The organism is Halomonas sp. Bachu 37 (genome assembly GCF_039691755.1).
In the GTDB taxonomy this organism is placed as follows: Bacteria; Pseudomonadota; Gammaproteobacteria; order Pseudomonadales; family Halomonadaceae; genus Vreelandella; species Vreelandella kashgarensis.
On sequence record NZ_CP137552.1, the window covers coordinates 623,553 to 647,214 of the forward strand.

General features: G+C 56.5%; 19 protein-coding genes and 3 rRNA genes. 16 read left to right on the forward strand and 6 right to left on the reverse strand.

Going from position 1 to position 23,662, the window contains the following annotated elements:
* The first annotated feature begins 12 nt into the window (after positions 1-12).
* From R5M92_RS02785 to R5M92_RS02805, 5 genes are all read left to right on the forward strand, one after another.
* Entirely contained in the window at positions 13-1,044 is a 1,032-nt protein-coding gene (locus R5M92_RS02785; protein ID WP_346797679.1) for an ArsJ-associated glyceraldehyde-3-phosphate dehydrogenase, read from the forward strand.
* Entirely contained in the window at positions 1,037-2,260 is a 1,224-nt protein-coding gene (arsJ, locus tag R5M92_RS02790) for an organoarsenical effux MFS transporter ArsJ (protein WP_346797681.1), read from the forward strand. Before R5M92_RS02785 ends, arsJ begins: the two co-directional genes overlap by 8 nt.
* A gap of 73 nt (positions 2,261-2,333) precedes the next feature.
* Complete coding sequence (locus tag R5M92_RS02795; RefSeq protein WP_346797683.1) at positions 2,334-2,699, forward strand: metalloregulator ArsR/SmtB family transcription factor; 366 nt, start codon at positions 2,334-2,336, stop codon at positions 2,697-2,699.
* A 76-nt stretch (positions 2,700-2,775) separates the two neighbouring features.
* Positions 2,776-3,999: a chromate efflux transporter gene (chrA, locus tag R5M92_RS02800; RefSeq protein WP_346797685.1), complete on the forward strand. Its 1,224-nt coding sequence runs from the start codon at positions 2,776-2,778 to the stop codon at positions 3,997-3,999.
* A gap of 183 nt (positions 4,000-4,182) precedes the next feature.
* Positions 4,183-4,713, forward strand: a complete 531-nt coding sequence (locus R5M92_RS02805) for an exopolysaccharide biosynthesis protein (RefSeq protein ID WP_417339050.1) — start codon at positions 4,183-4,185, stop codon at positions 4,711-4,713.
* A gap of 61 nt (positions 4,714-4,774) precedes the next feature.
* Here R5M92_RS02805 and R5M92_RS02810 read toward each other — a convergent pair whose 3' ends face one another.
* Positions 4,775-5,068, reverse strand: coding sequence for a CC/Se motif family (seleno)protein (locus R5M92_RS02810; RefSeq protein ID WP_346797689.1), 294 nt, complete (start codon positions 5,066-5,068; stop codon positions 4,775-4,777).
* Between the two features lie 3 nt (positions 5,069-5,071).
* Positions 5,072-6,145: an ACR3 family arsenite efflux transporter gene (arsB, locus tag R5M92_RS02815; RefSeq protein ID WP_346797691.1), complete on the reverse strand. Its 1,074-nt coding sequence runs from the start codon at positions 6,143-6,145 to the stop codon at positions 5,072-5,074.
* Positions 6,146-6,400: 255 nt separating this feature from the next.
* Between arsB and R5M92_RS02820 the strand changes: the two genes are divergently transcribed.
* Both R5M92_RS02820 and R5M92_RS02825 read left to right on the forward strand, forming a co-directional pair.
* Positions 6,401-6,571, forward strand: a complete 171-nt coding sequence (locus R5M92_RS02820; protein WP_346797693.1) for a hypothetical protein — start codon at positions 6,401-6,403, stop codon at positions 6,569-6,571.
* 2 nt (positions 6,572-6,573) lie between these two features.
* Positions 6,574-6,771, forward strand: a complete 198-nt coding sequence (locus R5M92_RS02825) for a hypothetical protein (RefSeq protein WP_346797694.1) — start codon at positions 6,574-6,576, stop codon at positions 6,769-6,771.
* Between the two features lie 201 nt (positions 6,772-6,972).
* Here the strand turns inward: R5M92_RS02825 and R5M92_RS02830 are convergent, their stop codons facing one another.
* Complete coding sequence (locus R5M92_RS02830) at positions 6,973-8,160, reverse strand: acetyl-CoA C-acyltransferase (protein WP_346797695.1); 1,188 nt, start codon at positions 8,158-8,160, stop codon at positions 6,973-6,975.
* 123 nt (positions 8,161-8,283) lie between these two features.
* Here R5M92_RS02830 and R5M92_RS02835 point away from each other — a divergent pair, with 123 nt between their 5' ends.
* The 8 genes from R5M92_RS02835 to rlmM all read left to right on the forward strand — a co-directional run bounded on the left by R5M92_RS02835 (position 8,284) and on the right by rlmM (position 20,479).
* Positions 8,284-8,853, forward strand: coding sequence for a TetR/AcrR family transcriptional regulator (locus tag R5M92_RS02835; protein WP_346797696.1), 570 nt, complete (start codon positions 8,284-8,286; stop codon positions 8,851-8,853).
* A 223-nt stretch (positions 8,854-9,076) separates the two neighbouring features.
* On the forward strand, positions 9,077-10,747 hold the full coding sequence (locus R5M92_RS02840; protein WP_346797697.1) for an AMP-binding protein: 1,671 nt from the start codon (positions 9,077-9,079) through the stop codon (positions 10,745-10,747).
* A 38-nt stretch (positions 10,748-10,785) separates the two neighbouring features.
* Entirely contained in the window at positions 10,786-11,553 is a 768-nt protein-coding gene (locus R5M92_RS02845; RefSeq protein ID WP_346797699.1) for an SDR family NAD(P)-dependent oxidoreductase, read from the forward strand.
* A gap of 258 nt (positions 11,554-11,811) precedes the next feature.
* Positions 11,812-13,623, forward strand: coding sequence for an acyl-CoA dehydrogenase C-terminal domain-containing protein (locus R5M92_RS02850; protein WP_346797700.1), 1,812 nt, complete (start codon positions 11,812-11,814; stop codon positions 13,621-13,623).
* Between the two features lie 582 nt (positions 13,624-14,205).
* Positions 14,206-15,738: ribosomal RNA gene (locus tag R5M92_RS02855) — 16S ribosomal RNA — on the forward strand.
* A gap of 309 nt (positions 15,739-16,047) precedes the next feature.
* A 23S ribosomal RNA gene (locus tag R5M92_RS02860) occupies positions 16,048-18,938 on the forward strand.
* A gap of 172 nt (positions 18,939-19,110) precedes the next feature.
* A 5S ribosomal RNA gene (rrf, locus tag R5M92_RS02865) occupies positions 19,111-19,226 on the forward strand.
* The 16S, 23S and 5S rRNA genes sit together here, the layout of an rRNA operon.
* A gap of 182 nt (positions 19,227-19,408) precedes the next feature.
* A complete protein-coding gene (rlmM, locus tag R5M92_RS02870) occupies positions 19,409-20,479 on the forward strand; it encodes a 23S rRNA (cytidine(2498)-2'-O)-methyltransferase RlmM (RefSeq protein ID WP_346797701.1) in 1,071 nt (356 codons plus the stop codon).
* Positions 20,480-20,505: 26 nt separating this feature from the next.
* Here the strand turns inward: rlmM and R5M92_RS02875 are convergent, their stop codons facing one another.
* On the reverse strand, positions 20,506-20,793 hold the full coding sequence (locus tag R5M92_RS02875) for an antibiotic biosynthesis monooxygenase family protein (protein ID WP_346797702.1): 288 nt from the start codon (positions 20,791-20,793) through the stop codon (positions 20,506-20,508).
* Between the two features lie 29 nt (positions 20,794-20,822).
* Between R5M92_RS02875 and tusA the strand changes: the two genes are divergently transcribed.
* Positions 20,823-21,074 carry a sulfurtransferase TusA gene (tusA, locus tag R5M92_RS02880; RefSeq protein WP_346797704.1) on the forward strand — a complete coding sequence of 84 codons (252 nt, stop codon included), beginning with the start codon at positions 20,823-20,825 and terminating at the stop codon, positions 21,072-21,074.
* A 50-nt stretch (positions 21,075-21,124) separates the two neighbouring features.
* Here the strand turns inward: tusA and R5M92_RS02885 are convergent, their stop codons facing one another.
* Both R5M92_RS02885 and R5M92_RS02890 read right to left on the reverse strand, forming a co-directional pair.
* Complete coding sequence (locus tag R5M92_RS02885) at positions 21,125-21,826, reverse strand: hypothetical protein (protein WP_346797705.1); 702 nt, start codon at positions 21,824-21,826, stop codon at positions 21,125-21,127.
* Positions 21,827-22,124: 298 nt separating this feature from the next.
* Complete coding sequence (locus tag R5M92_RS02890; RefSeq protein ID WP_346797706.1) at positions 22,125-23,552, reverse strand: MATE family efflux transporter; 1,428 nt, start codon at positions 23,550-23,552, stop codon at positions 22,125-22,127.
* Between the last annotated feature and the right edge of the window lie 110 nt (positions 23,553-23,662).

Genomic DNA, 23,662 nt, shown 5'->3' on the forward strand with positions numbered 1-23,662 from the left:
AAGGAGTCTGCCATGTCACTTCTTATTGGAATCAACGGCTTCGGCCGTATGGGGCGGCTGACACTGCGTAGCCTGTGGCCGCAGGTCGAGAAAGGTGAGGTAGAGTTCGTGCGGATCAATGATCCCGGCGGCGACGCGGCAACTTTTGCCCATCTGCTGGAGTTCGATTCGGTACATGGCCGCTGGACCCCGGGGCAGGGTGTCAGGGTTGACGACGATCGACTGGTGATCGATGGGCGCTCCATTGCGTTTAGCGCCAATAAGGAGATCGAGGCCGGAGATTGGGCCGGCTGTGATGTAGTGATCGAATGTACCGGCAAGATGAAGACGACTGAGAAGCTGCAGGCGTATCTCGATCAAGGCGTTGATCGCGTGGTGGTCAGCGCCCCAGTGAAAGAGGACGGCGTGCTGAACGTGGTCATAGGTGTGAACGATCACCTTTACGATCCTGCGAAGCATCGTATCGTCACCGCCGCTAGCTGTACCACCAACTGTCTGGCACCGGTGGTCAAGGTGATCCTCGAGACGTTCGGCATCCGTCACGGCTCGATGACCACCATACACAACATCACCAATACCCAGTCGATCCTCGATACTCCGCACAAGGATCTGCGCCGGGCACGGGCCAACAGCATGAGCCTGATTCCTACCACCACGGGGTCGGCCAAGGCAATCACGGCGATCTTTCCTTCGCTCGAGGGCAAGATCAACGGCCATGCCATTCGCGTGCCGCTGTTGAACGCGTCCTTGACCGACATGGTCTTCGAGCTCGAACGCGACGTGACCGTAGAAGAGGTCAATGCAGCCTTGAAAGCCGCTGCCGAGGGGCCGCTTGTGGGCATCCTAGGCTATGAAGAGCGTCCGCTGGTCTCCATTGATTACCGCACCGATCCGCGCAGCTCGATTATCGATGCACTCTCAACGATGGTAATCAATGGCACCCAGCTCAAACTGTATGCCTGGTACGACAATGAGTGGGGCTATGCGAATCGCACCGCTGAGCTGGCCTTGAAGGTAGGGACCGCGCAGGTGGGTCGTGGCTGATTCGCTTGCCATACGCCTCAAGAAACTGCCCTTCGAGGTTCGCCAGTACCTGCTGATTACCGGCAACTACTGGGCGTTTACCCTGACCGATGGTGCGCTGCGCATGCTGGTGGTGCTGTACTTCCATCAGCTGGGCTATTCGCCGCTTGAAGTGGCCATGCTGTTTCTGTTTTACGAGGCCTTTGGGGTAGTGACCAACCTGGTGGGCGGCTGGCTCGGTGCCAGGTTGGGGCTCAATCGCACCATGAACATGGGGTTGGGGCTGCAGATCGTGGCGCTTGGTATGTTGCTGGTGCCGGCGGGCATGCTTACCGTGGCCTGGGTGATGGCTGCCCAGGCGCTGTCGGGCATCGCCAAGGATCTCAACAAGATGAGTGCCAAGAGTGCGGTCAAGGTGCTGGTGCCCAGCGATAGCGTCAATGCCCAGGGCGCGCTTTACCATTGGGTCGCGATGCTCACCGGCTCGAAAAACGCGCTCAAGGGATTGGGCTTCTTTCTGGGCGGTTTACTGCTGAGCCTTATTGGCTTCCAAGGCGCTGTGTTGGCCATGGCGCTTATGCTGGCCTTTGTGCTTGGCCTCTCATTGTGGCGCCTGCGTGCGGATATTGGGCGACAAAAAGTAAAACCCAAGTTTTCGGAAGTGTTTTCTAAATCCCGCGCCATCAACGTGCTTTCGGCGGCGCGTTTGTGTCTATTCGCTTCCCGGGATGTCTGGTTTGTGGTCGCCTTACCGGTCTTTTTGTACGACCAGCACGGCTGGAGCCACTGGACGGTAGGTGGGCTATTGGCTATCTGGGTGATCGGCTATGGCGGCGTCCAGACCCAGGCGCCCAAGCTGACACGGCTGTTGCATGGCGGGGCAAGGGCAGTCACTGCGGGTTGGGCGTCGGCTCTTGCCGTGCTGGCAATCCTGCTGGCGTTACTGCCGTTGGTACAGGTGGGCTGGTTGGTGGCGGGCTTGCTGGCCTTTGGCGTGCTGTTTGCGATCAACTCCAGCTGGCACAGTTACTTGATTGTGCATTACGCTCGTGCCGACGGCGTTTCCATGGATGTGGGTTTCTACTATATGGCCAACGCCATGGGGCGCTTGCTCGGTACTTTGCTATCGGGTTGGCTGTATATGGCCTACGGGCTTTCAGCCTGTCTCTGGGTAGCGTCAGCCCTGGTGGCGGCGAGTGCTTGTATGGCGCTGGCATTGCCGCGGCAGCATACGTAACGGTGCGGGCCAGACACATAGGATGTCGATAAGGGCGTTAGGGTAGTATGTGACCCATCACTAGCGAACAAAAATGGAGAATCCCTTGTTTTCACTGGATACCGTTCGCGTCTTCAAGTGTCTGGGAGACGAGACTCGCCTGATGTTGATGCTGATGGTTCGTCATGAGGGCGAGCTCTGCGTTTGTGAGTTGACCCATGTTCTGGAAGAGTCGCAGCCCAAGGTGTCGCGTCACCTCGCCCAGCTACGCAACTGTGGGCTGCTCAATGATCGTCGCGAAGGCCAGTGGGTTTACTATGGGCTGGCGCCCGGCCTGCCCGATTGGGTTACCGCTATTTTCGATGCCGCGGCGGTGGGCGAGACGGGCCGCTTGGCTTTGCTGCAGACGCGTCTGCAGAAGATGGGCAATCGTCCCGATCGACGCCTGGCCATGTGCTGAGGTAAGGCTCTGGCATTATAGCCCATGCTGGCCGTAAGAGCAGTGATGCCCAAGGACATATCTAGGGAGCCAAGCCATGACGCAACAGACGGTGACCGAGACGACAGGACGTGTCGGAGAAGTCTTCAAGGCCTTTCTCCTGCTGGGATTGACCTCTTTCGGTGGCCCCATCGCGCATCTAGGCTATTTTCGCACCGAGTTCGTGGAGCGTCGTCGCTGGCTCTCCGATCAGGCCTATGCCGACTTGGTAGCGCTTTGTCAGTTTCTGCCGGGACCAGCCAGCAGTCAGGTGGGCTTTGCTCTGGGCCTGATGCGGGCTGGCGCCTGGGGGGCCGCGGCGGCCTGGACGGCTTTCACCCTGCCTTCTGCCATCGTGCTAGTGCTGTTCGCCTATTGGGCGACAATGATGGAGGGAGCTATCAGCAGTGGCCTCATCCATGGCCTGAAGACCGTGGCGGTAGCGATCGTCGCGCATGCCGTATGGGGCATGGCCCGGACCCTCTGCCCCGATCTCCCGCGGGCCGCCATAGCGCTTGTGGCGGTGTGGATTGTGGTTATGTTGAGCGGACCACTGGGCCAGGTGACAGCCATCCTGGTAGGCGCGCTGGCCGGCATGATCTGTTGTCGTGCCAGAGCGGAAAGCCATGTGAGCCAGCAGTGCTTTCCCGTGTCCCGTACGGCTGGCAGCATCGCCCTGGGGCTGTTTCTGCTCCTGCTGGCCGTCCTGCCGCTATTGGCATGGGGAACAACGAGCACGACGCTGAAGATTTTCGATGCCTTCTACCGTGCTGGGGCGCTGGTCTTCGGCGGAGGCCATGTGGTGCTGCCGCTGTTGGAAGTGGAAGTGGTGCAGACTGGCTGGGTCAGTTCGGATGCCTTCTTGACCGGTTATGGTGCCGCCCAGGCGGTGCCGGGGCCGCTGTTCACTTTCGCCGCCTACCTGGGCAGCATTCTGGAACCCGGCCCCAACGGACTGGCCGGCGCTTCTCTCGCCTTGTTGGCAATTTTCTTGCCGGGGTTCCTACTGCTGGTGGCAGTCTTGCCGTTCTGGAGTGCCTTTCGTCAGCTCAGCGGCGCCCAGGCGCTGATGCGCGGAGCCAACGCCGCTGTGGTGGGGATACTCGGCGCCGCGCTTTACCAGCCGGTATGGACCAGTGCCATTCTCGGCCCTTACGACTTCGCCCTGGCATTGACGGGCTTCGTGCTGTTGACCGTTTGGAAATGGCCGGCCTGGGCTGTTGTGGTGATAGTGAGCTCGGGTGGACTCCTGCTCAGCTTGTTCACAGCGGCCACACTTTGAGAAGGCAAAGGGCGACTCGCAAACCGATCGAGATGGCAGTATCTGTCGATGCAGCAGTGCTATATGATCCATGCGCCGCTTCACGTGGCGTACCTGGAGAATATACAAGACATGAGCCTCGCCAACCTGTTACTCGCTCTGCCTGGCCATTTAGAGCATCAACGTCCCACGCTTGGAGACATCTTGAGGGTCCTCGAAGAGCGTGCGATTGCCCTGATACTGTTGCTCTTTGCCATTCCTGCTATCGTGCCGACGCCAGGTGTTCCGGCCGGCATGGTATTCGGGACGGCACTTGCCTTCATCGGTCTTCAAATGGCGCTGGGTACCAAGCGTATTCGGTTGCCACCAGGGGTTGCCCGGCTGCGTATCGGTCGTGAACAGCTGGAACGGATTCTGCGAAAGGCGGCCCCTCACATTGAAAGGCTCGAGCGACGCCTGGGGGAGCGGCTGGAGAAACTTGTCTCACCGATAGCCATTCGTTGGATTGGGCTTGTAGTACTCATCATGGCCTTGCTGATCGCCCTCCCGATTCCGTTCGGGAACACGCTCCCGGGCCTGGCGGTGCTGGTTCTTGCTCTTGGACTCGCCCAGCGTGACGGCATTGCCGTCGTCGCCGGGCTGGGCCTGGCCCTCGTGGCCGCTATTGTCTCTACGGCACTTATCGGTGGAAGCTGGTGGCTGATCGACGGTTACCTAGAGGGTGTGCCAGCTTAGCCAAGCAAATCTCCCAGGCGGATTCGATGCAGGGCACCGTGTCTTTCGTAAGCGTCATGCGTTATTTCCCCTGAGCATAGGGCGAAGCGCCATGTACGAACAGCGACCTGAAGCCTAGAAAACCTTCGATGTCGAGGACGAGCCCTTGGCCGAGCAGCGATGGTTCGATGAACAGTGTCAGACCATCCTGCTCCAGGCGCCGATAAAGTGTCGGTTCATCGGGAGTCCTAGCCTCGGCTACCGCGACATTGGCGCCGCCGCCACAGCAGCCGTGGCGTGGCGAAAGCCGCATCGTTGCCACGCCGCCTTTCTTGTTCAGCCACTCGCGGGCCCGCGCCGTGACTTCGATGCCCATGGCTTAGCCTCGCATCTCGGTGGGGAAGTACTGGCGGGTATTGTTGGCGATTCGCACCAGCGCCAGCATCAGTGGTACCTCGACCAACACGCCTACCACGGTGGCGAGCGCCGCGCCGGATTGCAGGCCGAACAAGGCGATGGCAGCCGCCACGGCCAGTTCGAAGAAGTTACTGGCGCCGATCATCGCCCCGGGGGCGGCGACGTTATGGGGCACCTTCCATGCCTTGGCCCAGCCATAGGCAATAAAGAAAATCAGGAAGGTCTGGATGATCAGCGGGATGGCGATCAGCACGATATGCAGCGGGTTGGCAATGATCACGTCGCCCTGGAAGGCGAACAGCAGGACCAGGGTGATGATGAGTCCGATGGGCGTGATCGGCCCCACCTTCTTCATGAAGACATTGTCGTACCACTCGGTGCCACGACGGGCTATCAGGGTGCGCCGTGTAATATAGCCGGCCGCCAGCGGTATCACGATGTAGAGCACCACCGACAGCGCTACAGTGTCCCAGGGTACCTGGATATTGGAAATGCCGAGCAGGAACACCACGATGGGCGCGAAGGCGAACAGCATGATCAAATCGTTGAGCGCCACTTGCACCAAGGTGTAGGCGGCATCGCCGCGGGTCAGGAAGCTCCAGACGAAGACCATGGCGGTACAGGGAGCGGCGCCCAGCAGGATGGCGCCGGCCAGGTATTGGCTGGCGAGTTGCTCCGGAATCAGTGGCTTGAATACCACCATCAGAAAGAACCAGGCGATGGCAAACATGGAGAAGGGCTTGATCAGCCAGTTCACCGTAGTGGTAATCACCAGACCCTTGGGCTGGCGACGCACGCCGAGCACGGCGGAAAAGTCGATCTGCGCCATCATGGGTAAGATCATCGCCCAGATCAGAATGGCGACCGGGATCGATACTTGGGCGACTTCGAAGCGTGACAGTGTATCGGGTACTGCTGGAGCAAACTGACCGAGCAATACCCCAGCCACGATAGCTAACGCCACCCAAAGTGACAGGTAACGCTCGAAAAGGCCCATGCCTTCGGATAATCGCTGTTTCTCGCGCTGCTGGTTCATTTATTCCCCTGCCTTCTGATTGGTAGAAGCGGTATGAATTTCAAACGGCATGATTTTCGTGTTCTAAGATATATGGATAATCATATATGTTCAATATCATGCTTGCGGAGTTTGCCTTTTCTAATATCTGGCAGGGCGAGGTGCTGCTTCATCACATGGCGGGTGACCAGTTCGAGAGTCATAGCGCCGGCACCCATCCCGATGAGCCTCATGCGCTCACGCTGGAAGCCCTTGCCAAGCAGGGGCTTCCAACACATGGTGGCCAACGAAGTGCGTGCATTGGCAACGCGCAGTGCCAGTGTCGCCAATGATATTAGAACGCGAATCGAGGCGTCTCGCGAGAGCGTCCAGCAAGGCAGTGCACTGTCGTACCGGGCAGGTGAACATACCCGTGCCCTCATGCAGGCAGCAGACAACGTCATGTGACAATGGCTCAGATTGCGCAGGCTAGCGAAGAGCAGCGTCGGGGTATTGAGGCGGTGAATCTGGCGGTAGCTCAAATCGATACCACCACGCAGCACACCATGCGGTTGGTCAACGGGGCAGTCCGAAGCGCGAAAGGGTTGACTCAGGAGGCATCGCAGATGCGGGAGCTGCCGGTCAATTCATCGTTGCCGAGGAGCTAGCTTATTCTGCTCATGATGGCGAACGTACTTCTCAGACCAGCGAGCAGCATCCCGATTGGGAGCGCTTGAGTTACGGTGGTGTGCCCAATGAGGATAACGCGGGATTTGGCGGTGAGAAGCGCCGATTGCTGCGTTATAGCTGAGAGAAGCTGGAAGACCAGGCGCCTTCCCTGATGTGAAGGCGCTGGTCGGTGCCATCAATTAATCCATCAGCTCAACGGCAACTGCTGTTGCCTCGCCGCCGCCGATGCACAAGCTGGCGATACCACGCTTGCCACCCTTGGTGCGTAAAGCGTGAATGAGTGTGGCAATGATGCGCGAACCGGTCGAGCCAATGGGGTGGCCCTGGGCGCAGGCGCCACCGAACACGTTGACCTTGTCGTGGGGAATATCGAGGCCGTCGATGGCCAGTAGGGTCACTACGGCAAAGGCTTCGTTGATCTCGAACAGATCCACATCGCCGACACTCCAGTCGAGCTTTTTCAGCAGCTTTTCGATGGCGCCCACCGGGGCGACGGTGAATTCACTGGGATGCAGAGAATGAGTGCTATGGCCCAGCATCCGGGCCAGCGGCTTGAGGCCATGCCTATCCGCGGTGGCCTGGCTCGTCAGTATCAGGGCGGAAGCGCCATCGGATATCGAGCTTGCGTTGGCGGCGGTGATCGTACCGTCCTTGGCAAAGGCCGGGCGCAGACTTCGGATCTTGTCCAGTTTGGCCTGGAACGGTTGCTCGTCGTGCTCGACTCGCGTTTCACCCTTGCGGTCGGTCACGGTGACTGGTGCCATTTCGGCGTCCAGGTGGCCGGCATTGGTCGCTTCCATGGCTCGCTCAAGAGAAGCAATGGCGAAGTCATCCAGCCGCTCGCGCGTGTAGCCGCGCTCCGTGGCGATATCCTGGGCAAATACCCCCATCAACTTGCCGGTTTCGGCGTCTTCCAGGCCGTCCAGGAACATGTGATCCTTTAACTCGCCATGGCCGAGACGATAGCCTCCACGGGCTTTCGTCAACATGTGGGGAGCATTGGACATGGACTCCATGCCCCCAGCCAGCAGGATTTCGCCGCTGCCTGCCTTGAGAACATCATGCGCGAGCATGGTTGCTTTCATGCCCGAGCCACATAGCTTGTTGATGGTGGTAGCGCCCGCTCCGTCGGGAATGCCGGCCTGGCGCATGGCCTGGCGTGCCGGCCCCTGCTTGACGCCGCCGGGCAATACGCAGCCCATGATACCTTCATCGATACTGGCGGCATCGATTCCGGCGCGTTCGATTGCGGCCTTGATGGCTACCGCACCGAGTTGAGGAGCGGTCATGCTGGCCAGGCTGCCCATCATTCCACCCATCGGGGTGCGTGCAGCAGCCAGGAAAACGATATCGGTTGGTGTGGTCATGGTGGTCTCCAGAGAGATTGTTATGCTTGTTCGTGAGGGTGGTCGAGGCGTTGACCCGCTGTCGGTGCTGTGGTCTGCTCAAGCATAACCAAGCAAGCGCTAGTGTAAACGCCTATGAATGTAATGAATGCATCTCCACGTCGCAAGGAATTGACTCGCCTGGCTGCTCAATTGTTCGTCCAGGAGGGCTTCGACCGCACCACCGTGCGCATGCTGGCCCAGGAAATGGGCATCAAGTCCGGTAGCCTTTTTCATCACTTCAAGGACAAGCAGGAGATCCTTGCGGCTGTGATCGAAGAGGGAACGCAGAATGCGCTGCACATCGCTCGGCAAACCTTGGAACGTTCGACCCCTTCCCCCGAGGATCGTTTGCGGGCCATGGCACGCGCCCATCTGGAGACGCTCTTTACCGATCGCAACGCGCATGTCGTGGCGTTGTTCGAATGGCGTCGTCTGGATGCGGAATCACGTGCCCATCTGAGTCATTTGCGCGATGCTTACGAGGCTTTATGGGTTGACGTGATTGACGAGGCGCTTGAGGCAGACTTGATTCATGGCGACCGTTTTCTGGTTTCACGCTTCGTTCTGGGCGCATTGAACTGGACGGTTCGCTGGTACGATCCCAGTGGACCGCGTAGCCCTGATGACCTGGCTGACGAGCTGGTCGCAATGATCATGCCTCAGTCGCGCTGACGTGAGTCCCGCGTCGGCTTAGCGGATGCGACCATGGTCTAGGAGAATGGCGAGCTAGATTGCTTGCTCTTCATCATTTTTACTTTTAGCGTTGGCGTATACTTGCTGGCTTCCGTTAACGTAAACGGATGAATGTAACTCGACTCAATTTGCTCGGCCAACATCCGCTCAGCCAACAATAACTGCCGGTTTTCGCTCACAATCACAACACAAGAGAGCTCTCATGACTGCAAAAGACGCGCAAATACCCGAATATCGCGACTATCTGGACAATTTTTCCATCGACAGTGTCGTTAAACGCCTGGACGACCATGAGGATGGATTTTTCAATGCTTATGAAGCCTGTTGTGGTCGTCACGTGCGCGCCGGGCGGGGTGATGTACTAGCGCTAGTACAGGAAGATACCCAAGGACAAGTCAACAAGTTGACGTATGCGGAACTTGATAGGCAGAGTGCCCAGTTGGCAGGTTGGTTCAAGAGCCAAGGGCTGGGTGAGGGGGATCGTATCGCCTGCATGCTGCCGCGTTCGCCACAACTGCTAGTGTCAGTTCTGGCGGCATGGCGCATCGGCGGCGTCTATCAGCCTCTATTCACTGCCTTCGGGCCGGATTCGGTGGATTATCGACTGGGACGAGCGGGCACCAAGCTGGTCATCACTGATCATGCCAACCGCTACAAGTTCGATGGTCTTAGCCAGTGCCCGCCGGTACTGGCACTTGGTGGAGCAACCGCCGAACACGCCGACGACCACGATTGGCAGGAAGCGCTGGCGCATGCTTCGATGGAGGAAAAACCACCGCGTCTAGCGGCAGACAAGCCCTTCCTGCAAATGTTTACCTCAGGCACCGTGGGCAAACCCAAGGGCGTGGCGGTGCCGCTTTCGGGAATGACGGCATTTGCGCTGTACATGGAGCTGGCCATCGACTTGCGTGAAGATGACCGCTTCTGGAACATGGCCGACCCCGGTTGGGCCTATGGTCTGTATTACGCCATAGCAGGGCCTCTGTTGCTGGGCGTCACCACGCATTTTTGTGAAGCGGGTTTCAGCGCCGAAGGCGCACTCGAGTTCATGAAGCGTCATCGCATTACTAACTTTGCCGCGGCGCCCACCGCTTATCGGTTGATGAAGGCTTCGGGACTATTCGACGATGCCCATCATACGTTGGAGCTGCGTGCCGCCAGTTCCGCCGGTGAACCACTCAATACCGAGGTGGTGACGTGGGTAGAACGCGCGTTGGGATGCCCGGTGATGGATCACTACGGCCAAACCGAAACCGGTATGACCTGTAACAACCATCATGCGTTGAATCATCCCAAGCATGTGGGCGGCATGGGAGTGCCGATGCCGGGGTATCGTCTGGCTATCCTCGATGCTGAATACAATGAGCTGCCGCCGGGCGAGCCTGGCGTACTGGCGGTGGATATCGAGCGTTCTCCCGCCCACTTTTTCCCCGGATATACGTGGCAGGAAAAGCATCCTTTTGCCAACGGTTATTATCTGACCGGAGACGTGGTGGTCCTGCAGGAAGACGGTACCTTCCAGTTTGCCGGACGTGACGACGACATCATCACCACGGCCGGCTATCGAGTCGGGCCCACCGATGTGGAAAACAGCGTTATGACCCATCCCGCGGTCGCCGAATCGGCTGCTGTCGGACAGCCGGATGAAATTCGCGGTGAGATCATCAAGTCCTATGTGGTGTTGCGCGAAGGTTTCGAGCCAAGCGACGAACTGGCCGATGAGATCCGCCAGCAAGTGCGTGAAAGGCTTTCCACCCACGCATTTCCGCGAGTCATTGAATTCGTCGATGAATTGCCAAAAACGCCCAGCGGCAAGATACAGCGTTTCAAGCTAAGGGCTCAGGCGGTAGAAGAAGCCGAGGTCAATAAATAACCTACGCCATTTTCAGTAAAATCGACGGGAAAAATTTCATGGAAGTTAACGGCAATACATTTTTGATTACGGGAGCGGCATCCGGGTTGGGCGCTGCTACGGCGGAGCGGTTGGTCTCGGCAGGCGGCAAGGTCGTGCTGTGTGACTTGAGCGATGCCGTACGGTCGCATGCTGAGGCATTGGGCGATTCCGCAGTCGCTTGTTCGGGTGACATTACGTCTCAAGAGGATATGCAAGCAGCGGTAGAGGCTGCCGTTGAATTGAGCGAGGGCAGAGGGCTTGCCGGTGTCGTCCATTGTGCCGGGGTGGTCAGTGTCGCCAAATTGGTCAATCGTGATGGTACGCCAGCGGATCTCGATGCATATGCGAAAACCATTCAGATCAATCTAGTTGGCACATTTAATGTCATGCGTCTGGCGGCAGCCGCCATGGCAAAAAATCCGCCGAGTGACGAAGGTGAGCGAGGCGTCATTGTCAACACCGCTTCCGTCGCTGCCTTTGACGGACAGGTAGGGCAGTGTGCCTACAGCGCTTCAAAGGCCGGTGTGGCGGGCATGAGCCTGCCGGCAGCGCGAGAATTATCGCGTCATGGTGTTCGAGTCATGGCCATAGCGCCAGGAGTTTTTGAAACACCAATGATGGCAGAGATTCCCGATGAGGCGGCTGCAGCTTTGGCGGCTGCAGTGCCATTTCCAAAGCGGCTGGGCAAGCCCGATGAGTTTGCCCGTCTGGCAGAGCAGATCATTACCAATACAATGCTCAACGGGGAAGTTATTCGCCTGGACGGTGGCATTCGCATGCAATAACCAAAAATCTCTCCTTGTCGCGAGAAACACCATGTAACCAACACGACCCGATGCTTTAAGCGTCGGGTTTCTATTTGGCCGGAGGAGAGCTATTTAGTTCTTGAAAAGCCATGATCAACTTGGATTAAAGTCGTAGATATTTAGGCGACGTAAATTCAAACGGTCGCTTGACTCTCGCGGGGATGAGCGCTAACTTTCAAACATGCGTTTGAAAGCAGCCTGCTCTGCTTAATCGGCACCTTTTTCTGGAGAAGTAATATGCCTTCCTATCAAGCTCCCCTGCGTGACTTGCGTTTTGTGATGGACGAGTTGCTGGATTATCCGGCGCACTATGCACGTCTACCTAACGGAGAAGACGCTTCTCCAGATATCGTTGCCGCTATTCTTGAGGAAGGGGGGCGTTTTGCTCGGGAGGTGCTTCTGCCGCTTAACCAGTCCGGCGATCAAGAGGGGTGCGTATTGGAAGGTGGCGAGGTCAAGGCGCCCCAAGGCTTCCGCGAAGCCTATCAGCAATACGTAGAAGGTGGTTGGCCGAGTCTGGCAGCGGACCCCGCGCAAGGCGGACAAGGCTTGCCGCATTCGTTGGCCATGGTGCTGTCGGAAATGATCTGTGCCACCAACCTGGCATGGGGTATGTATCCTGGCCTGTCGCATGGCGCTGCTGACGCCCTGCGCCACCATGGTACCGACGAGCAGCAAGCGACGTATCTCACCAAGTTGGTAGAGGGTATCTGGACGGGCACGATGTGCTTGACCGAACCCCACTGCGGCACGGACCTGGGGTTGATCAAGACACGTGCTGTACCCGCCGAGAATGAAGCCTATAGCATTACAGGTACGAAGATTTTCATTTCGGCTGGGGAACATGACCTAGCCGAAAATATCGTCCACTTGGTGCTGGCGAAACTGCCCGACGCACCCGAAGGATCCAAGGGGATCTCGCTATTCGTCGTGCCCAAGTTCATGCCGGATGCCGAGGGTAATCCCGGTGAGCGCAATGGCGTCTCCTGTGGCTCGCTCGAGCACAAGATGGGCATTCACGGCAATGCCACATGCGTGATGAACTTCGATAATGCCACTGGCTATCTGGTAGGTCCGCCAAACAAGGGACTGGCATGCATGTTCACCATGATGAATGCCGCTCGGTTGGGAGTGGGGATTCAAGGTCTCGGGTTGACGGAAGCCAGCTATCAGAACTCTCTGGCATATGCGCGTGACCGCTTGCAGATGCGTGCGCTTTCCGGACCGCAGGCTCCCGAGAAGCCAGCGGACCCCATCATTGTGCATCCCGATGTGCGTCGCATGCTTTTGACCCAGAAAGCCTTTGCCGAGGGCGGCAGGATGCTAGTGTTGTATGCCGCGCAGATGCTGGATGTGGTGGAGCACGGTAAACCGGGGGAAGAGCGTGAAAGAGCTGAAACCCTATTAGGTCTGCTTACCCCTATCGTCAAGGCTTTCCTGACCGAGGCCGGCTTTGAAGCTACCAATGAAGGCGTGCAGGTCTTTGGCGGGCACGGCTTCATCCAGGAATGGGGCATGGAGCAGCTGGTACGGGATTCGCGCATTACCCGACTCTACGAAGGCACCACCGGTATTCAGGCCCTCGACCTGCTGGGGCGCAAGGTGTTGATGAGTCAAGGTGAGACGCTGAAGGTCTTTACCAAGGAAATCCACAAGTTCTGCAAGGCAGAAGAAGCCAACGCTGAACTGGCTGAGTTCACCCAGCCATTGGCCAAGCTTATCGCCGAATGGGGCGAGCTCACCATGGGCGTGGGAATGAAGGCCATGCAGGACCGCGAAGAAGTCGGTGGGGCGAGTGTGGATTACTTGATGTACTCAGGCTATGTCACGCTGGCATATCTCTTTGCTCGTGCTGCCAAGCAGGCTATGGCTACCCTTGCTGACGGCGCCGAAGATCCTGCTTTCTACGAAGCCAAGGTCAACACAGCCCGTTTCTATTACCAGCGACTCTTGCCCCGTACCCGGGCACATGCACAGATGATCCAGGCTGGCGCCGGCTCCTTGATGGCTCTGACCAGTGAAGACTTCGGTTTGGGATTCGAGGTGTAACCGAAAAGCCGTTCATCTTTATAACGATTGAAAGAGTTACTGAACGATCATCAATACTCGCGATGTGGTTGAAAGGAGCACTCTCTGGTCAGACATGCTGATCGGTGGTTTACGGCAGGGGGCAACCTCTGCCGTTTTTTTATTTTTCTCCTCTTGTCAGGGAAATAGAAAAGTCGTAAAGTACGCATCCGCTGCCGGGGACGCCAGGCGTTTCCAGCGGTAGATGAAGGTGAAAACCTTCGGATTGTCAGGAAGTTAGCGAAGTTTTGATCGCTCGCTTCACGCGCTGACATCAGCGGTTGACAATCACCAGGAAATGCGTAGAATACGCCTTCCTCGCTGAGGCAAGCCAGTTCAACGGCAAGCCAGTGACTTCTCTTGAAGTTCAGCAGCGAAACAGCTCTTTAACAATTTGATCAGGTAATTCATGTGGGCGCTTGCCGATGAGGGTGATAAATCACCAAATATCAAGGCAAGCGAACACCAAGATACACTTAGGTGTATCACAGTGAATTCGTTTGAAACCTTGAGCCAAGATTGGTTCGCTTTCTCCTTCGGGAGAGCAAGAACCGCAATGATTGTAAACTGAAGAGTTTGATCATGGCTCAGATTGAACGCTGGCGGCAGGCCTAACACATGCAAGTCGAGCGGTAACAGGGGAAGCTTGCTTCCCGCTGACGAGCGGCGGACGGGTGAGTAATGCATAGGAATCTGCCCGGTAGTGGGGGATAACCTGGGGAAACCCAGGCTAATACCGCATACGTCCTACGGGAGAAAGGGGGCTTCGGCTCCCGCTATCGGATGAGCCTATGCCGGATTAGCTGGTTGGTGAGGTAAAGGCTCACCAAGGCGACGATCCGTAGCTGGTCTGAGAGGATGATCAGCCACATCGGGACTGAGACACGGCCCGAACTCCTACGGGAGGCAGCAGTGGGGAATATTGGACAATGGGGGCAACCCTGATCCAGCCATGCCGCGTGTGTGAAGAAGGCCCTCGGGTTGTAAAGCACTTTCAGCGAGGAAGAACGCCTTCGGGTTAATACCCCGGAGGAAAGACATCACTCGCAGAAGAAGCACCGGCTAACTCCGTGCCAGCAGCCGCGGTAATACGGAGGGTGCAAGCGTTAATCGGAATTACTGGGCGTAAAGCGCGCGTAGGCGGCGTGATAAGCCGGTTGTGAAAGCCCCGGGCTCAACCTGGGAACGGCATCCGGAACTGTCACGCTAGAGTGCAGGAGAGGAAGGTAGAATTCCCGGTGTAGCGGTGAAATGCGTAGAGATCGGGAGGAATACCAGTGGCGAAGGCGGCCTTCTGGACTGACACTGACGCTGAGGTGCGAAAGCGTGGGTAGCAAACAGGATTAGATACCCTGGTAGTCCACGCCGTAAACGATGTCGACCAGCCGTTGGGTGCCTTGAGCACTTTGTGGCGAAGTTAACGCGATAAGTCGACCGCCTGGGGAGTACGGCCGCAAGGTTAAAACTCAAATGAATTGACGGGGGCCCGCACAAGCGGTGGAGCATGTGGTTTAATTCGATGCAACGCGAAGAACCTTACCTACCCTTGACATCCTGCGAACCCGGAAGAGATTCCGGGGTGCCTTCGGGAACGCAGAGACAGGTGCTGCATGGCTGTCGTCAGCTCGTGTTGTGAAATGTTGGGTTAAGTCCCGTAACGAGCGCAACCCTTGTCCTTATTTGCCAGCGCGTAATGGCGGGAACTCTAAGGAGACTGCCGGTGACAAACCGGAGGAAGGTGGGGACGACGTCAAGTCATCATGGCCCTTACGGGTAGGGCTACACACGTGCTACAATGGCCGGTACAAAGGGTTGCGAGCTCGCGAGAGTCAGCCAATCCCGAAAAGCCGGTCTCAGTCCGGATCGGAGTCTGCAACTCGACTCCGTGAAGTCGGAATCGCTAGTAATCGTGAATCAGAATGTCACGGTGAATACGTTCCCGGGCCTTGTACACACCGCCCGTCACACCATGGGAGTGGACTGCACCAGAAGTGGTTAGCCTAACGCAAGAGGGCGATCACCACGGTGTGGTTCATGACTGGGGTGAAGTCGTAACAAGGTAGCCGTAGGGGAACCTGCGGCTGGATCACCTCCTTAAACGATGCGTCATCCTCGCGGCAAGCGCTCACAATGAATTACCTGATCAGAATGCTGTTGATACGCAGTGATAAGGGGTTTTGCTCTTCTCACGTTAAAAAGAAAAAAGAAAAGTCTTTTAAAGATATTCTCCTTTTTTCAACGTGAAAGAACCCTTATCACTGCGCATAGCAGTCGCTCTTTAACAATGTATATCATGCTGACATAAACGTCTTTTTAAGACGTTTATACGTAAATTGTTTTGTGATACGTCTCAAGCGTATCCGGCAATCGTTATCATTGCGAGATTCAGACTCCTTCGGGTTATAGGGTCAAGCAATGAAGCGCACACGGTGGATGCCTAGGCAGCCAGAGGCGATGAAAGACGTGGAAGCCTGCGATAAGGTTCGGCGAGGTGGCAAACAACCTGCGACCCGGACATCTCTGAATGGGGAAACCCACTCACCATCAGGTGAGTATCGTATCCTGAATCCATAGGGGTACGAGGCGAACCCGGGGAACTGAAACATCTAAGTACCCGGAGGAAAAGAAATCAACCGAGATTCCCCCAGTAGCGGCGAGCGACCGGGGAGTAGCCCTTAAGCATGAGACTGATTAGACGAACGTGCTGGGAAGCACGGCCGTAGCGGGTGATAGCCCCGTAGTCGAAAATCTGATCATGTGAAATCGAGTAGGTCGGGGCACGAGAAACCTTGACTGAAGACGGGGGGACCATCCTCCAAGGCTAAATACTCCTGGCTGACCGATAGTGAACCAGTACCGTGAGGGAAAGGCGAAAAGAACCCCGGAGAGGGGAGTGAAATAGATCCTGAAACCGTGTGCGTACAAGCAGTAGGAGCCCACTTGTTGGGTGACTGCGTACCTTTTGTATAATGGGTCAGCGACTTATTTTCAGTGGCGAGGTTAACCGTATAGGGGAGCCGTAGGGAAACCGAGTCTTAACTGGGCGCACCAGTCGCTGGAAATAGACCCGAAACCGGGCGATCTATCCATGAGCAGGGTGAAGATTGAGTAACATCAATTGGAGGCCCGAACCAGGATCTGTTGAAAAAGATTTGGATGACTTGTGGATCGGAGTGAAAGGCTAATCAAGCCCGGAGATAGCTGGTTCTCCTCGAAAGCTATTTAGGTAGCGCCTCACGTATCACCACCGGGGGTAGAGCACTGTTTCGGCTAGGGGGTCATCCCGACTTACCAACCCGAGGCAAACTCCGAATACCGGTGAGTGCCAGCGTGGGAGACACACAGCGGGTGCTAACGTCCGTTGTGAAAAGGGAAACAACCCAGACCGTCAGCTAAGGTCCCCAAATCCTGGTTAAGTGGGAAACGAGGTGGGAAGGCTCAGACAGCTAGGAGGTTGGCTTAGAAGCAGCCATCCTTTAAAGAAAGCGTAATAGCTCACTAGTCGAGTCGGCCTGCGCGGAAGATGTAACGGGGCTAAACCAGGTACCGAAGCTACGGGTTCATCCTCAGGATGAGCGGTAGAGGAGCGTCGTGTAAGCCGATGAAGGTGGATTGAGAAGTCTGCTGGAGGTATCACGAGTGCGAATGCTGACATGAGTAACGATAAAGGGAGTGAAAAACTCCCTCGCCGGAAGACCAAGGGTTTCTGTTCGATGCTAATCAGAGCAGAGTGAGTCGGCCCCTAAGGCGAGGCCGAAAGGCGTAGTCGATGGGAAACGGGTCAATATTCCCGTACCGGACATGATTGCGATGGGGGGACGGAGAAGGCTAGGTGAGCCAGGCGTTGGTAGTCCTGGTGAAAGTGAGTAGGCTGAGGAATCAGGCAAATCCGGTTCCTCAAGGCCGAGACACGAGACGAACAGCCCACGGGCTGGAAGTCACTGATGCCACGCTTCCAGGAAAAGCCTCTAAGCACCAGATCATGTGCGACCGTACCCCAAACCGACACAGGTGGTCAGGGTGAGAATCCCCAGGCGCTTGAGAGAACTCGGGTGAAGGAACTAGGCAAAATGGTGCCGTAACTTCGGGAGAAGGCACGCCGGCGTATCGTGAGAGCCCCCGCGGCTTCAGCGAGAACCGGTCGAAGATACCAGGTGGCTGCAACTGTTTAGTAAAAACACAGCACTCTGCTAACGCGCAAGCGGACGTATAGGGTGTGACGCCTGCCCGGTGCCGGAAGGTTAAGTGATGGTGTTAGGCCTCGGCCGAAGCTCTTGATCGAAGCCCCGGTAAACGGCGGCCGTAACTATAACGGTCCTAAGGTAGCGAAATTCCTTGTCGGGTAAGTTCCGACCTGCACGAATGGCGTAATGATGGCCACGCTGTCTCCACCCGAGACTCAGTGAAATTGAAATCGCCGTGAAGATGCGGTGTACCCGCGGCTAGACGGAAAGACCCCGTGAACCTTTACTATAGCTTCACACTGGACGCTGTTGTTGCCTGTGTAGGATAGCTGGGAGGCTTGGAACTGCGGACGCCAGTTCGCAGGGAGCCGACCTTGAAATACCAGCCTGGCATCATTGGCGTTCTCACTCAGGTCCGTGATCCGGATCGAGGACAGTGTGTGGTGGGTAGTTTGACTGGGGCGGTCTCCTCCCAAAGCGTAACGGAGGAGCACGAAGGTACCCTCAGCACGGTCGGACATCGTGCAATGAGTGCAAGAGCATAAGGGTGCTTGACTGCGAGACAGACACGTCGAGCAGGTGCGAAAGCAGGTTCTAGTGATCCGGTGGTTCTGTATGGAAGGGCCATCGCTCAACGGATAAAAGGTACTCCGGGGATAACAGGCTGATACCGCCCAAGAGTTCACATCGACGGCGGTGTTTGGCACCTCGATGTCGGCTCATCACATCCTGGGGCTGAAGTCGGTCCCAAGGGTATGGCTGTTCGCCATTTAAAGTGGTACGCGAGCTGGGTTTAGAACGTCGTGAGACAGTTCGGTCCCTATCTGCCGTGGGCGTTGGATGTTTGAGAAGCGCTGCTCCTAGTACGAGAGGACCGGAGTGGACGACCCTCTGGTGTTCCGGTTGTCACGCCAGTGGCATTGCCGGGTAGCTATGGTCGGACGGGATAACCGCTGAAAGCATCTAAGCGGGAAGCCCCCTTCAAGATGAGACATCCCCGAGGCCTCGAGCCTCCTGAAGGGCCCAGCGAGACCAGCTGGTCGATAGGCACGGTGTGGACGCGCTGCAAGGCGTTGAGCTAACGTGTACTAATGGCCCGTGAGGCTTGACCCTATAACACCCAAGGGGTCTGCTCAAAATGATAACGATCGCGTGTGAACACACGCAGAGAACCGGATACGCAACGAGTAAGCGACACGCTTGCTTGAAGTGACAGAGACGCTCACAAAACACGTCAATGGCAACACACCAGGACGACACAGCATGATATGCATTACCCGTTACGCCTGACGACCATAGCGAGTGGGAACCACCTGATCCCTTGCCGAACTCAGCAGTGAAACCGCTTAGCGCCGATGGTAGTGTGGGGCTTCCCCATGCGAGAGTAGGTCATCGTCAGGCACCTATCCTGCAGAAAACCCAGCCACCCGGCTGGGTTTTTTGTGTGCGTGGGAGAAACTCAAGCAACCAGAATCGAATGGCTAAGTGATATCATGGCTGCCCACGCTGCCTTGGTACACGCTGCCGAGTAGCTCCAATATTAAAGAATATTGATAGCCTTGATCCGTGAAATGGGAGACGTAATGAGCGTTGAGCTAGTGCCCAATGCGTGGCTTGTGTATTGCCGCGCTGGCTTCGAGACGGATGCGGCTGAAGAGTTATCCCACCGTGCGAAGTCTATTGGCATCAAGGGAAACTGCGTTACCGGAGCAGGCTGGGCACGTTTAGAGCTGCCCGCAGGTGAAGCTGTTAACGATCTGCATCATCATGTTCCTTTTGCATCTTTGGTCTTTGCCCGGCAAAGCCTGGTAGCACTCCCGCCCTTGGCCTTGTCACGAGAAGACCGGCTTAGCTCGATTATCGAACAGGTACGTGCGAGTGGCTGGAGTTTTGAAACCGTGTGGCATGAAACACCGGATACCAACGAAGGTAACGCCCTGAGCCGGTTGGGCAAGTCATTGGACAGGCCGCTGACCACCGCCTTGAAGAAAAAAGGTGCGTTGAGACGCAAGGCGGGTGGAAGGCGGTTGCACCTTCTCTGGTGTGCAGGAGATCAAGTGCAGATTGCGATGAGCTTCCCCGGGAATCGGAGTGAATTACCCGGCGGAATTCGTCGATTGCGTTTTCCTTCTCGCGCCCCCAGTCGCTCGACCCTGAAGCTTGAAGAAGCCTGGCATGAATTCGTGCCTCGGGAAGAGTGGGATGTACGTTTGGCTGAACATATGCAAGCGGCTGATCTTGGGGCTGCACCAGGCGGTTGGACATGGCAGCTAGTACAACGGGGTATGTACGTGTATGCCATTGACAATGGCCCAATGGAAAAGAGCTTGATGCAAAGCGGCCAAGTCGATCATTTGCGCGAAGATGGTTTTACCTGGGAGCCGCCTCAGCGCCTGGATTGGCTGGTTTGCGATATCGTCGACAAGCCAGCGCGTGTATTGGCGATGGTGGAACGCTGGCTGGTAAGAAAATGGTGCCACGAAGCGGTCTTCAACCTCAAATTGCCAATGAAGCAGCGCTGGCAAGAGGTGAGCAAGCGTCTGGCCCAACTAGAAGAAGCGCTGGAAGATGCCGGCGTGAAAGGGCAAGTTCGCTGTCGGCATCTCTATCATGATCGGGAAGAGGTCACTGTACATGTGCGTTTGCGCGGCTAAGTCCGTGATAATGTAAGCGGCACGGCTCATTGAGTCGCTTCGTAGACACTAATGGTTTCTTCTTCAGTGAGTAAAGGCATGACCCGTTGCATGGCGGCTGCGCGCTCCTCGCTGGTGTACCATTCCTTCCAGGCTCGCATGTCGCGCCACTTGGTAATCATCAGCCGGTGATCGCTGCGGCCCATCTCGACCAGGCTTTCACCGCCGACAAAGCCTCGTGCGCCTAATGAAATGCGCATGGCTTCACGTGCCGCTTGCTCGTATTCCTCCTCGAGACCGGGCATGATACGGCGTTCGATAATAATCTTGATCATCTTGTTGGCTCCCTACACCGAGGACATCAATGACTGATAACACCTCTGCATTACCGGACTATGATGTACAGTTGGATACTACCGGCCTGTACTGCCCGGAACCGATCATGATGATGCATGGCAAGGTGCGGGACATGCGGTCTGGGCAAGTTCTTAAAGTAATAGCCAGCGATCCAGCTACTACACGGGACGTGCCGAAATTTTGTCAGTTCCTGGGCCACGAACTACTATACGAGCAGTCAACGGCGGATAATTATCTGTATTTTATACGTTTGGGATAATGTTGTGGAGTGTGGGGCAATCCTGCTGGGCCCCACTTGACCGGCTGTGTTCAAGGCGTGTCATCGGCGACTACCATGAGTGACAGGGCTTCCAGTGTCGAGGGATCTTCCTCGAGGATAAGATTGGCTATATGACGTTGAAAGAAATATAGCGTCCGATGCTTGGAGTGACCGCAATACAAGCATGAGTCTCCCAGAAGAACCGGGCTCATGGTGGCCTGGGTCTCGTCCGCCAAAAGCGCTTCGATGGAACCGTTACTGAATAGTCGCCAGCCATGGACGGGCTTGATATGCCAGGGTTCCTCTGGATGGTTCATGCACAAGGCGTGTGTACCCAGTGTGTCGGGAAGCTGCTGAATCAAGGTGACTTCCTGCGACTCTTCATAATCGAAATACTCCGCAGCGGAAGTCAACTCGACATATTTATGCTCGGGCGGTTGCTCGAAGATTTCTTCTGTTTCAGGGTCGCGATAGCCAATAAAACAGCCGTTTTCGTGACTATTGAGCTGATCGCAAGGGGTAAGGGACTCCATCCACGGTACCAGACCGAATATTTCGCCGTCTTCGCGTAATCCCCAGGCCAGTATCGGCATGCCATAGTAGCTTTCGGGATTGGAAGCGAGATGATAGACCATTTCCAGGCCATCGAGCTCAGGCGCCAAGCGTACCAGGCGCTTCCGTGCGTAATGCCGTTGTCTCACGGCTTCCAGGTCGATGACCTGGGCAGAGCGGGGTGACAGGGATGCGCCCATGGTGTCCCTCCTGGTGCTGCGTGGTCACGACATTGGCAAGTGGCGGTATGCACGCTTGCCGCATAATTCACCAATAGCACAGACAGGAAAGAAGGTTAAGTCCTAAAACGTCTTTTTCCGATATTTACTCCACAACAGCGGGGTCACGACTTTGTTCATGACCTTCAACGGCTTGGCGCAGGTAAGGCGATGAAATCACTGGACTGCTTAGTTGAAAGTGTATTTGTATTGCCGACGATTTGAAGAGTGATATGAGTTGACCTGGATGCTCGATCCAAGCTGGGGATAGGCGAGGAGCTCATATCGTCTCGTGCTTGCGACTGATTTGGTGCAAGCGCAGTCCGAGAAGCAAGGCTGCCGTGCTCAGACCGGCAATCAGGCCGATCCAGTAACCGTGTACACCTAGCGGTTCGAGCCAATTGTACAAACCCCGTGTGCCCAGCCAATGGCCTCCGAACAAGCCGATCAGCCAGTAGGAGAATAGCGTTATCACCATGACGATTCGGGTATCCTTGTAACCTCTCAAGGCGCCGGCCAGGTTCACCTGGAGCGAATCGGAAACTTGGTAGAGGACAGCCAGTGCAATCAGGCTCAACGCCATTGCCTGAACCTTGGGGTTGTTGGTGTAAAGGGCGATCACATTGGGCGCAGTGAGCCACAGCAGTAGGCTATTCAAGGCTGCAACCGCCAGGCTGATCATGATTCCATTCCAGGCTATGAGACGAGCCATTGCGGGCCGCTCCTGACCCAAGGTATTGCCGACCCGTACGGTGAGCGCCATGCTCAGCGATAGGGGCAACATGAAAAGAATACTGGTAAAATTTAAGGCAACCTGGTGAGCGGCAACCGTTATTTCACCCAAACTGGCAATGAACAATGCTATCAGGGTAAATAGCGTGACCTCGACAAAGATGGCCACGCCGATAGGAACTCCTACTACCAGTAATTCACGAATGCCCTTCCATTGCGGGAGACTCAACTGAGTCCATAGACTTATCTCGCCATAAGCTTGGCTTCTATAAGTATATATTCCCATCGTCAGTGCCATGGTCCACATGGAAAATGCGGTAGCGATTCCGCAACCTAGCGCGCCTAATGCCGGTAGCGCCTGGAACGGGGCTGGCAGCATGGGGCCGAAGAGGGCGACCAAGCCATTACCGCCATAAATCAGTACGTAGTTGGCCGGAACGTTGACCCCCAGCCCGATCAGACTGATCCACAGTGCCGGGCGTGTGTGGTTCATGCCGTCGGAAAAGGCGCGTAGAGCCTGGAATACTGCGACTCCTGGCATGCCGAAAGCAACAGCGGCAAGATAGGCCGCTGACTGTTCGGCCACCTGTGGAGGCACTTCCATCAAGCGGAAAACCGGCATTACCATGTGCCATAACAGGTAGGCTGCAATCACGCCCAATATCAACGCTACCCACAGAGCCTGATGAACACGAGGGCGGATCATCGAAAGGTGTCGGCCACCCAGCAGATGGGCCACGATGGGCGTCAGCCCCATCAAGGTGCCGGTCATGAACAGCATCAATGGTAGCCATAGGCTGGAGCCGACCGAAACCGCTGCAAGCGCGGTGGCACTTTGGCGGCCGGTCATCATGACATCCACCACACTCATCCCGGCCTGGGCAAGTTGAGCGCCGCATATGGGTAAGGCGAGATGCACCAGTGAGGCGGTTTCCTTCCGGCTGATGGCCCGTAAATCGGCGATGAATCTGCCCAACTTGTCTCTCCCGACGGGTATATAGGCTGCAGAAACGCCATAGAGTAGCAGGACTGACTGGCCTCTGCTCGTGAAGCCCGAGCGGGTATACTGGTCATCGAGTTTGTACC

What these genes read in the sequence shown, in the direction of transcription:
- R5M92_RS02785 (WP_346797679.1), top strand. Translation starts at nt 13, where the DNA reads ATGTCACTTCTTATTGGAATCAACGGCTTCGGCCGTATGGGGCGGCTG.
- R5M92_RS02795 (WP_346797683.1), top strand. Translation starts at nt 2,334, where the DNA reads ATGGAGAATCCCTTGTTTTCACTGGATACCGTTCGCGTCTTCAAGTGT.
- chrA (WP_346797685.1), top strand. Translation starts at nt 2,776, where the DNA reads ATGACGCAACAGACGGTGACCGAGACGACAGGACGTGTCGGAGAAGTC.
- R5M92_RS02810 (WP_346797689.1), bottom strand. Translation starts at nt 5,068, where the DNA reads ATGGGCATCGAAGTCACGGCGCGGGCCCGCGAGTGGCTGAACAAGAAA.
- arsB (WP_346797691.1), bottom strand. Translation starts at nt 6,145, where the DNA reads ATGAACCAGCAGCGCGAGAAACAGCGATTATCCGAAGGCATGGGCCTT.
- R5M92_RS02820 (WP_346797693.1), top strand. Translation starts at nt 6,401, where the DNA reads ATGGTGGCCAACGAAGTGCGTGCATTGGCAACGCGCAGTGCCAGTGTC.
- R5M92_RS02825 (WP_346797694.1), top strand. Translation starts at nt 6,574, where the DNA reads ATGGCTCAGATTGCGCAGGCTAGCGAAGAGCAGCGTCGGGGTATTGAG.
- R5M92_RS02830 (WP_346797695.1), bottom strand. Translation starts at nt 8,160, where the DNA reads ATGACCACACCAACCGATATCGTTTTCCTGGCTGCTGCACGCACCCCG.
- R5M92_RS02835 (WP_346797696.1), top strand. Translation starts at nt 8,284, where the DNA reads ATGAATGCATCTCCACGTCGCAAGGAATTGACTCGCCTGGCTGCTCAA.
- R5M92_RS02840 (WP_346797697.1), top strand. Translation starts at nt 9,077, where the DNA reads ATGACTGCAAAAGACGCGCAAATACCCGAATATCGCGACTATCTGGAC.
- R5M92_RS02845 (WP_346797699.1), top strand. Translation starts at nt 10,786, where the DNA reads ATGGAAGTTAACGGCAATACATTTTTGATTACGGGAGCGGCATCCGGG.
- R5M92_RS02850 (WP_346797700.1), top strand. Translation starts at nt 11,812, where the DNA reads ATGCCTTCCTATCAAGCTCCCCTGCGTGACTTGCGTTTTGTGATGGAC.
- rlmM (WP_346797701.1), top strand. Translation starts at nt 19,409, where the DNA reads ATGAGCGTTGAGCTAGTGCCCAATGCGTGGCTTGTGTATTGCCGCGCT.
- R5M92_RS02875 (WP_346797702.1), bottom strand. Translation starts at nt 20,793, where the DNA reads ATGATCAAGATTATTATCGAACGCCGTATCATGCCCGGTCTCGAGGAG.
- tusA (WP_346797704.1), top strand. Translation starts at nt 20,823, where the DNA reads ATGACTGATAACACCTCTGCATTACCGGACTATGATGTACAGTTGGAT.
- R5M92_RS02885 (WP_346797705.1), bottom strand. Translation starts at nt 21,826, where the DNA reads ATGGGCGCATCCCTGTCACCCCGCTCTGCCCAGGTCATCGACCTGGAA.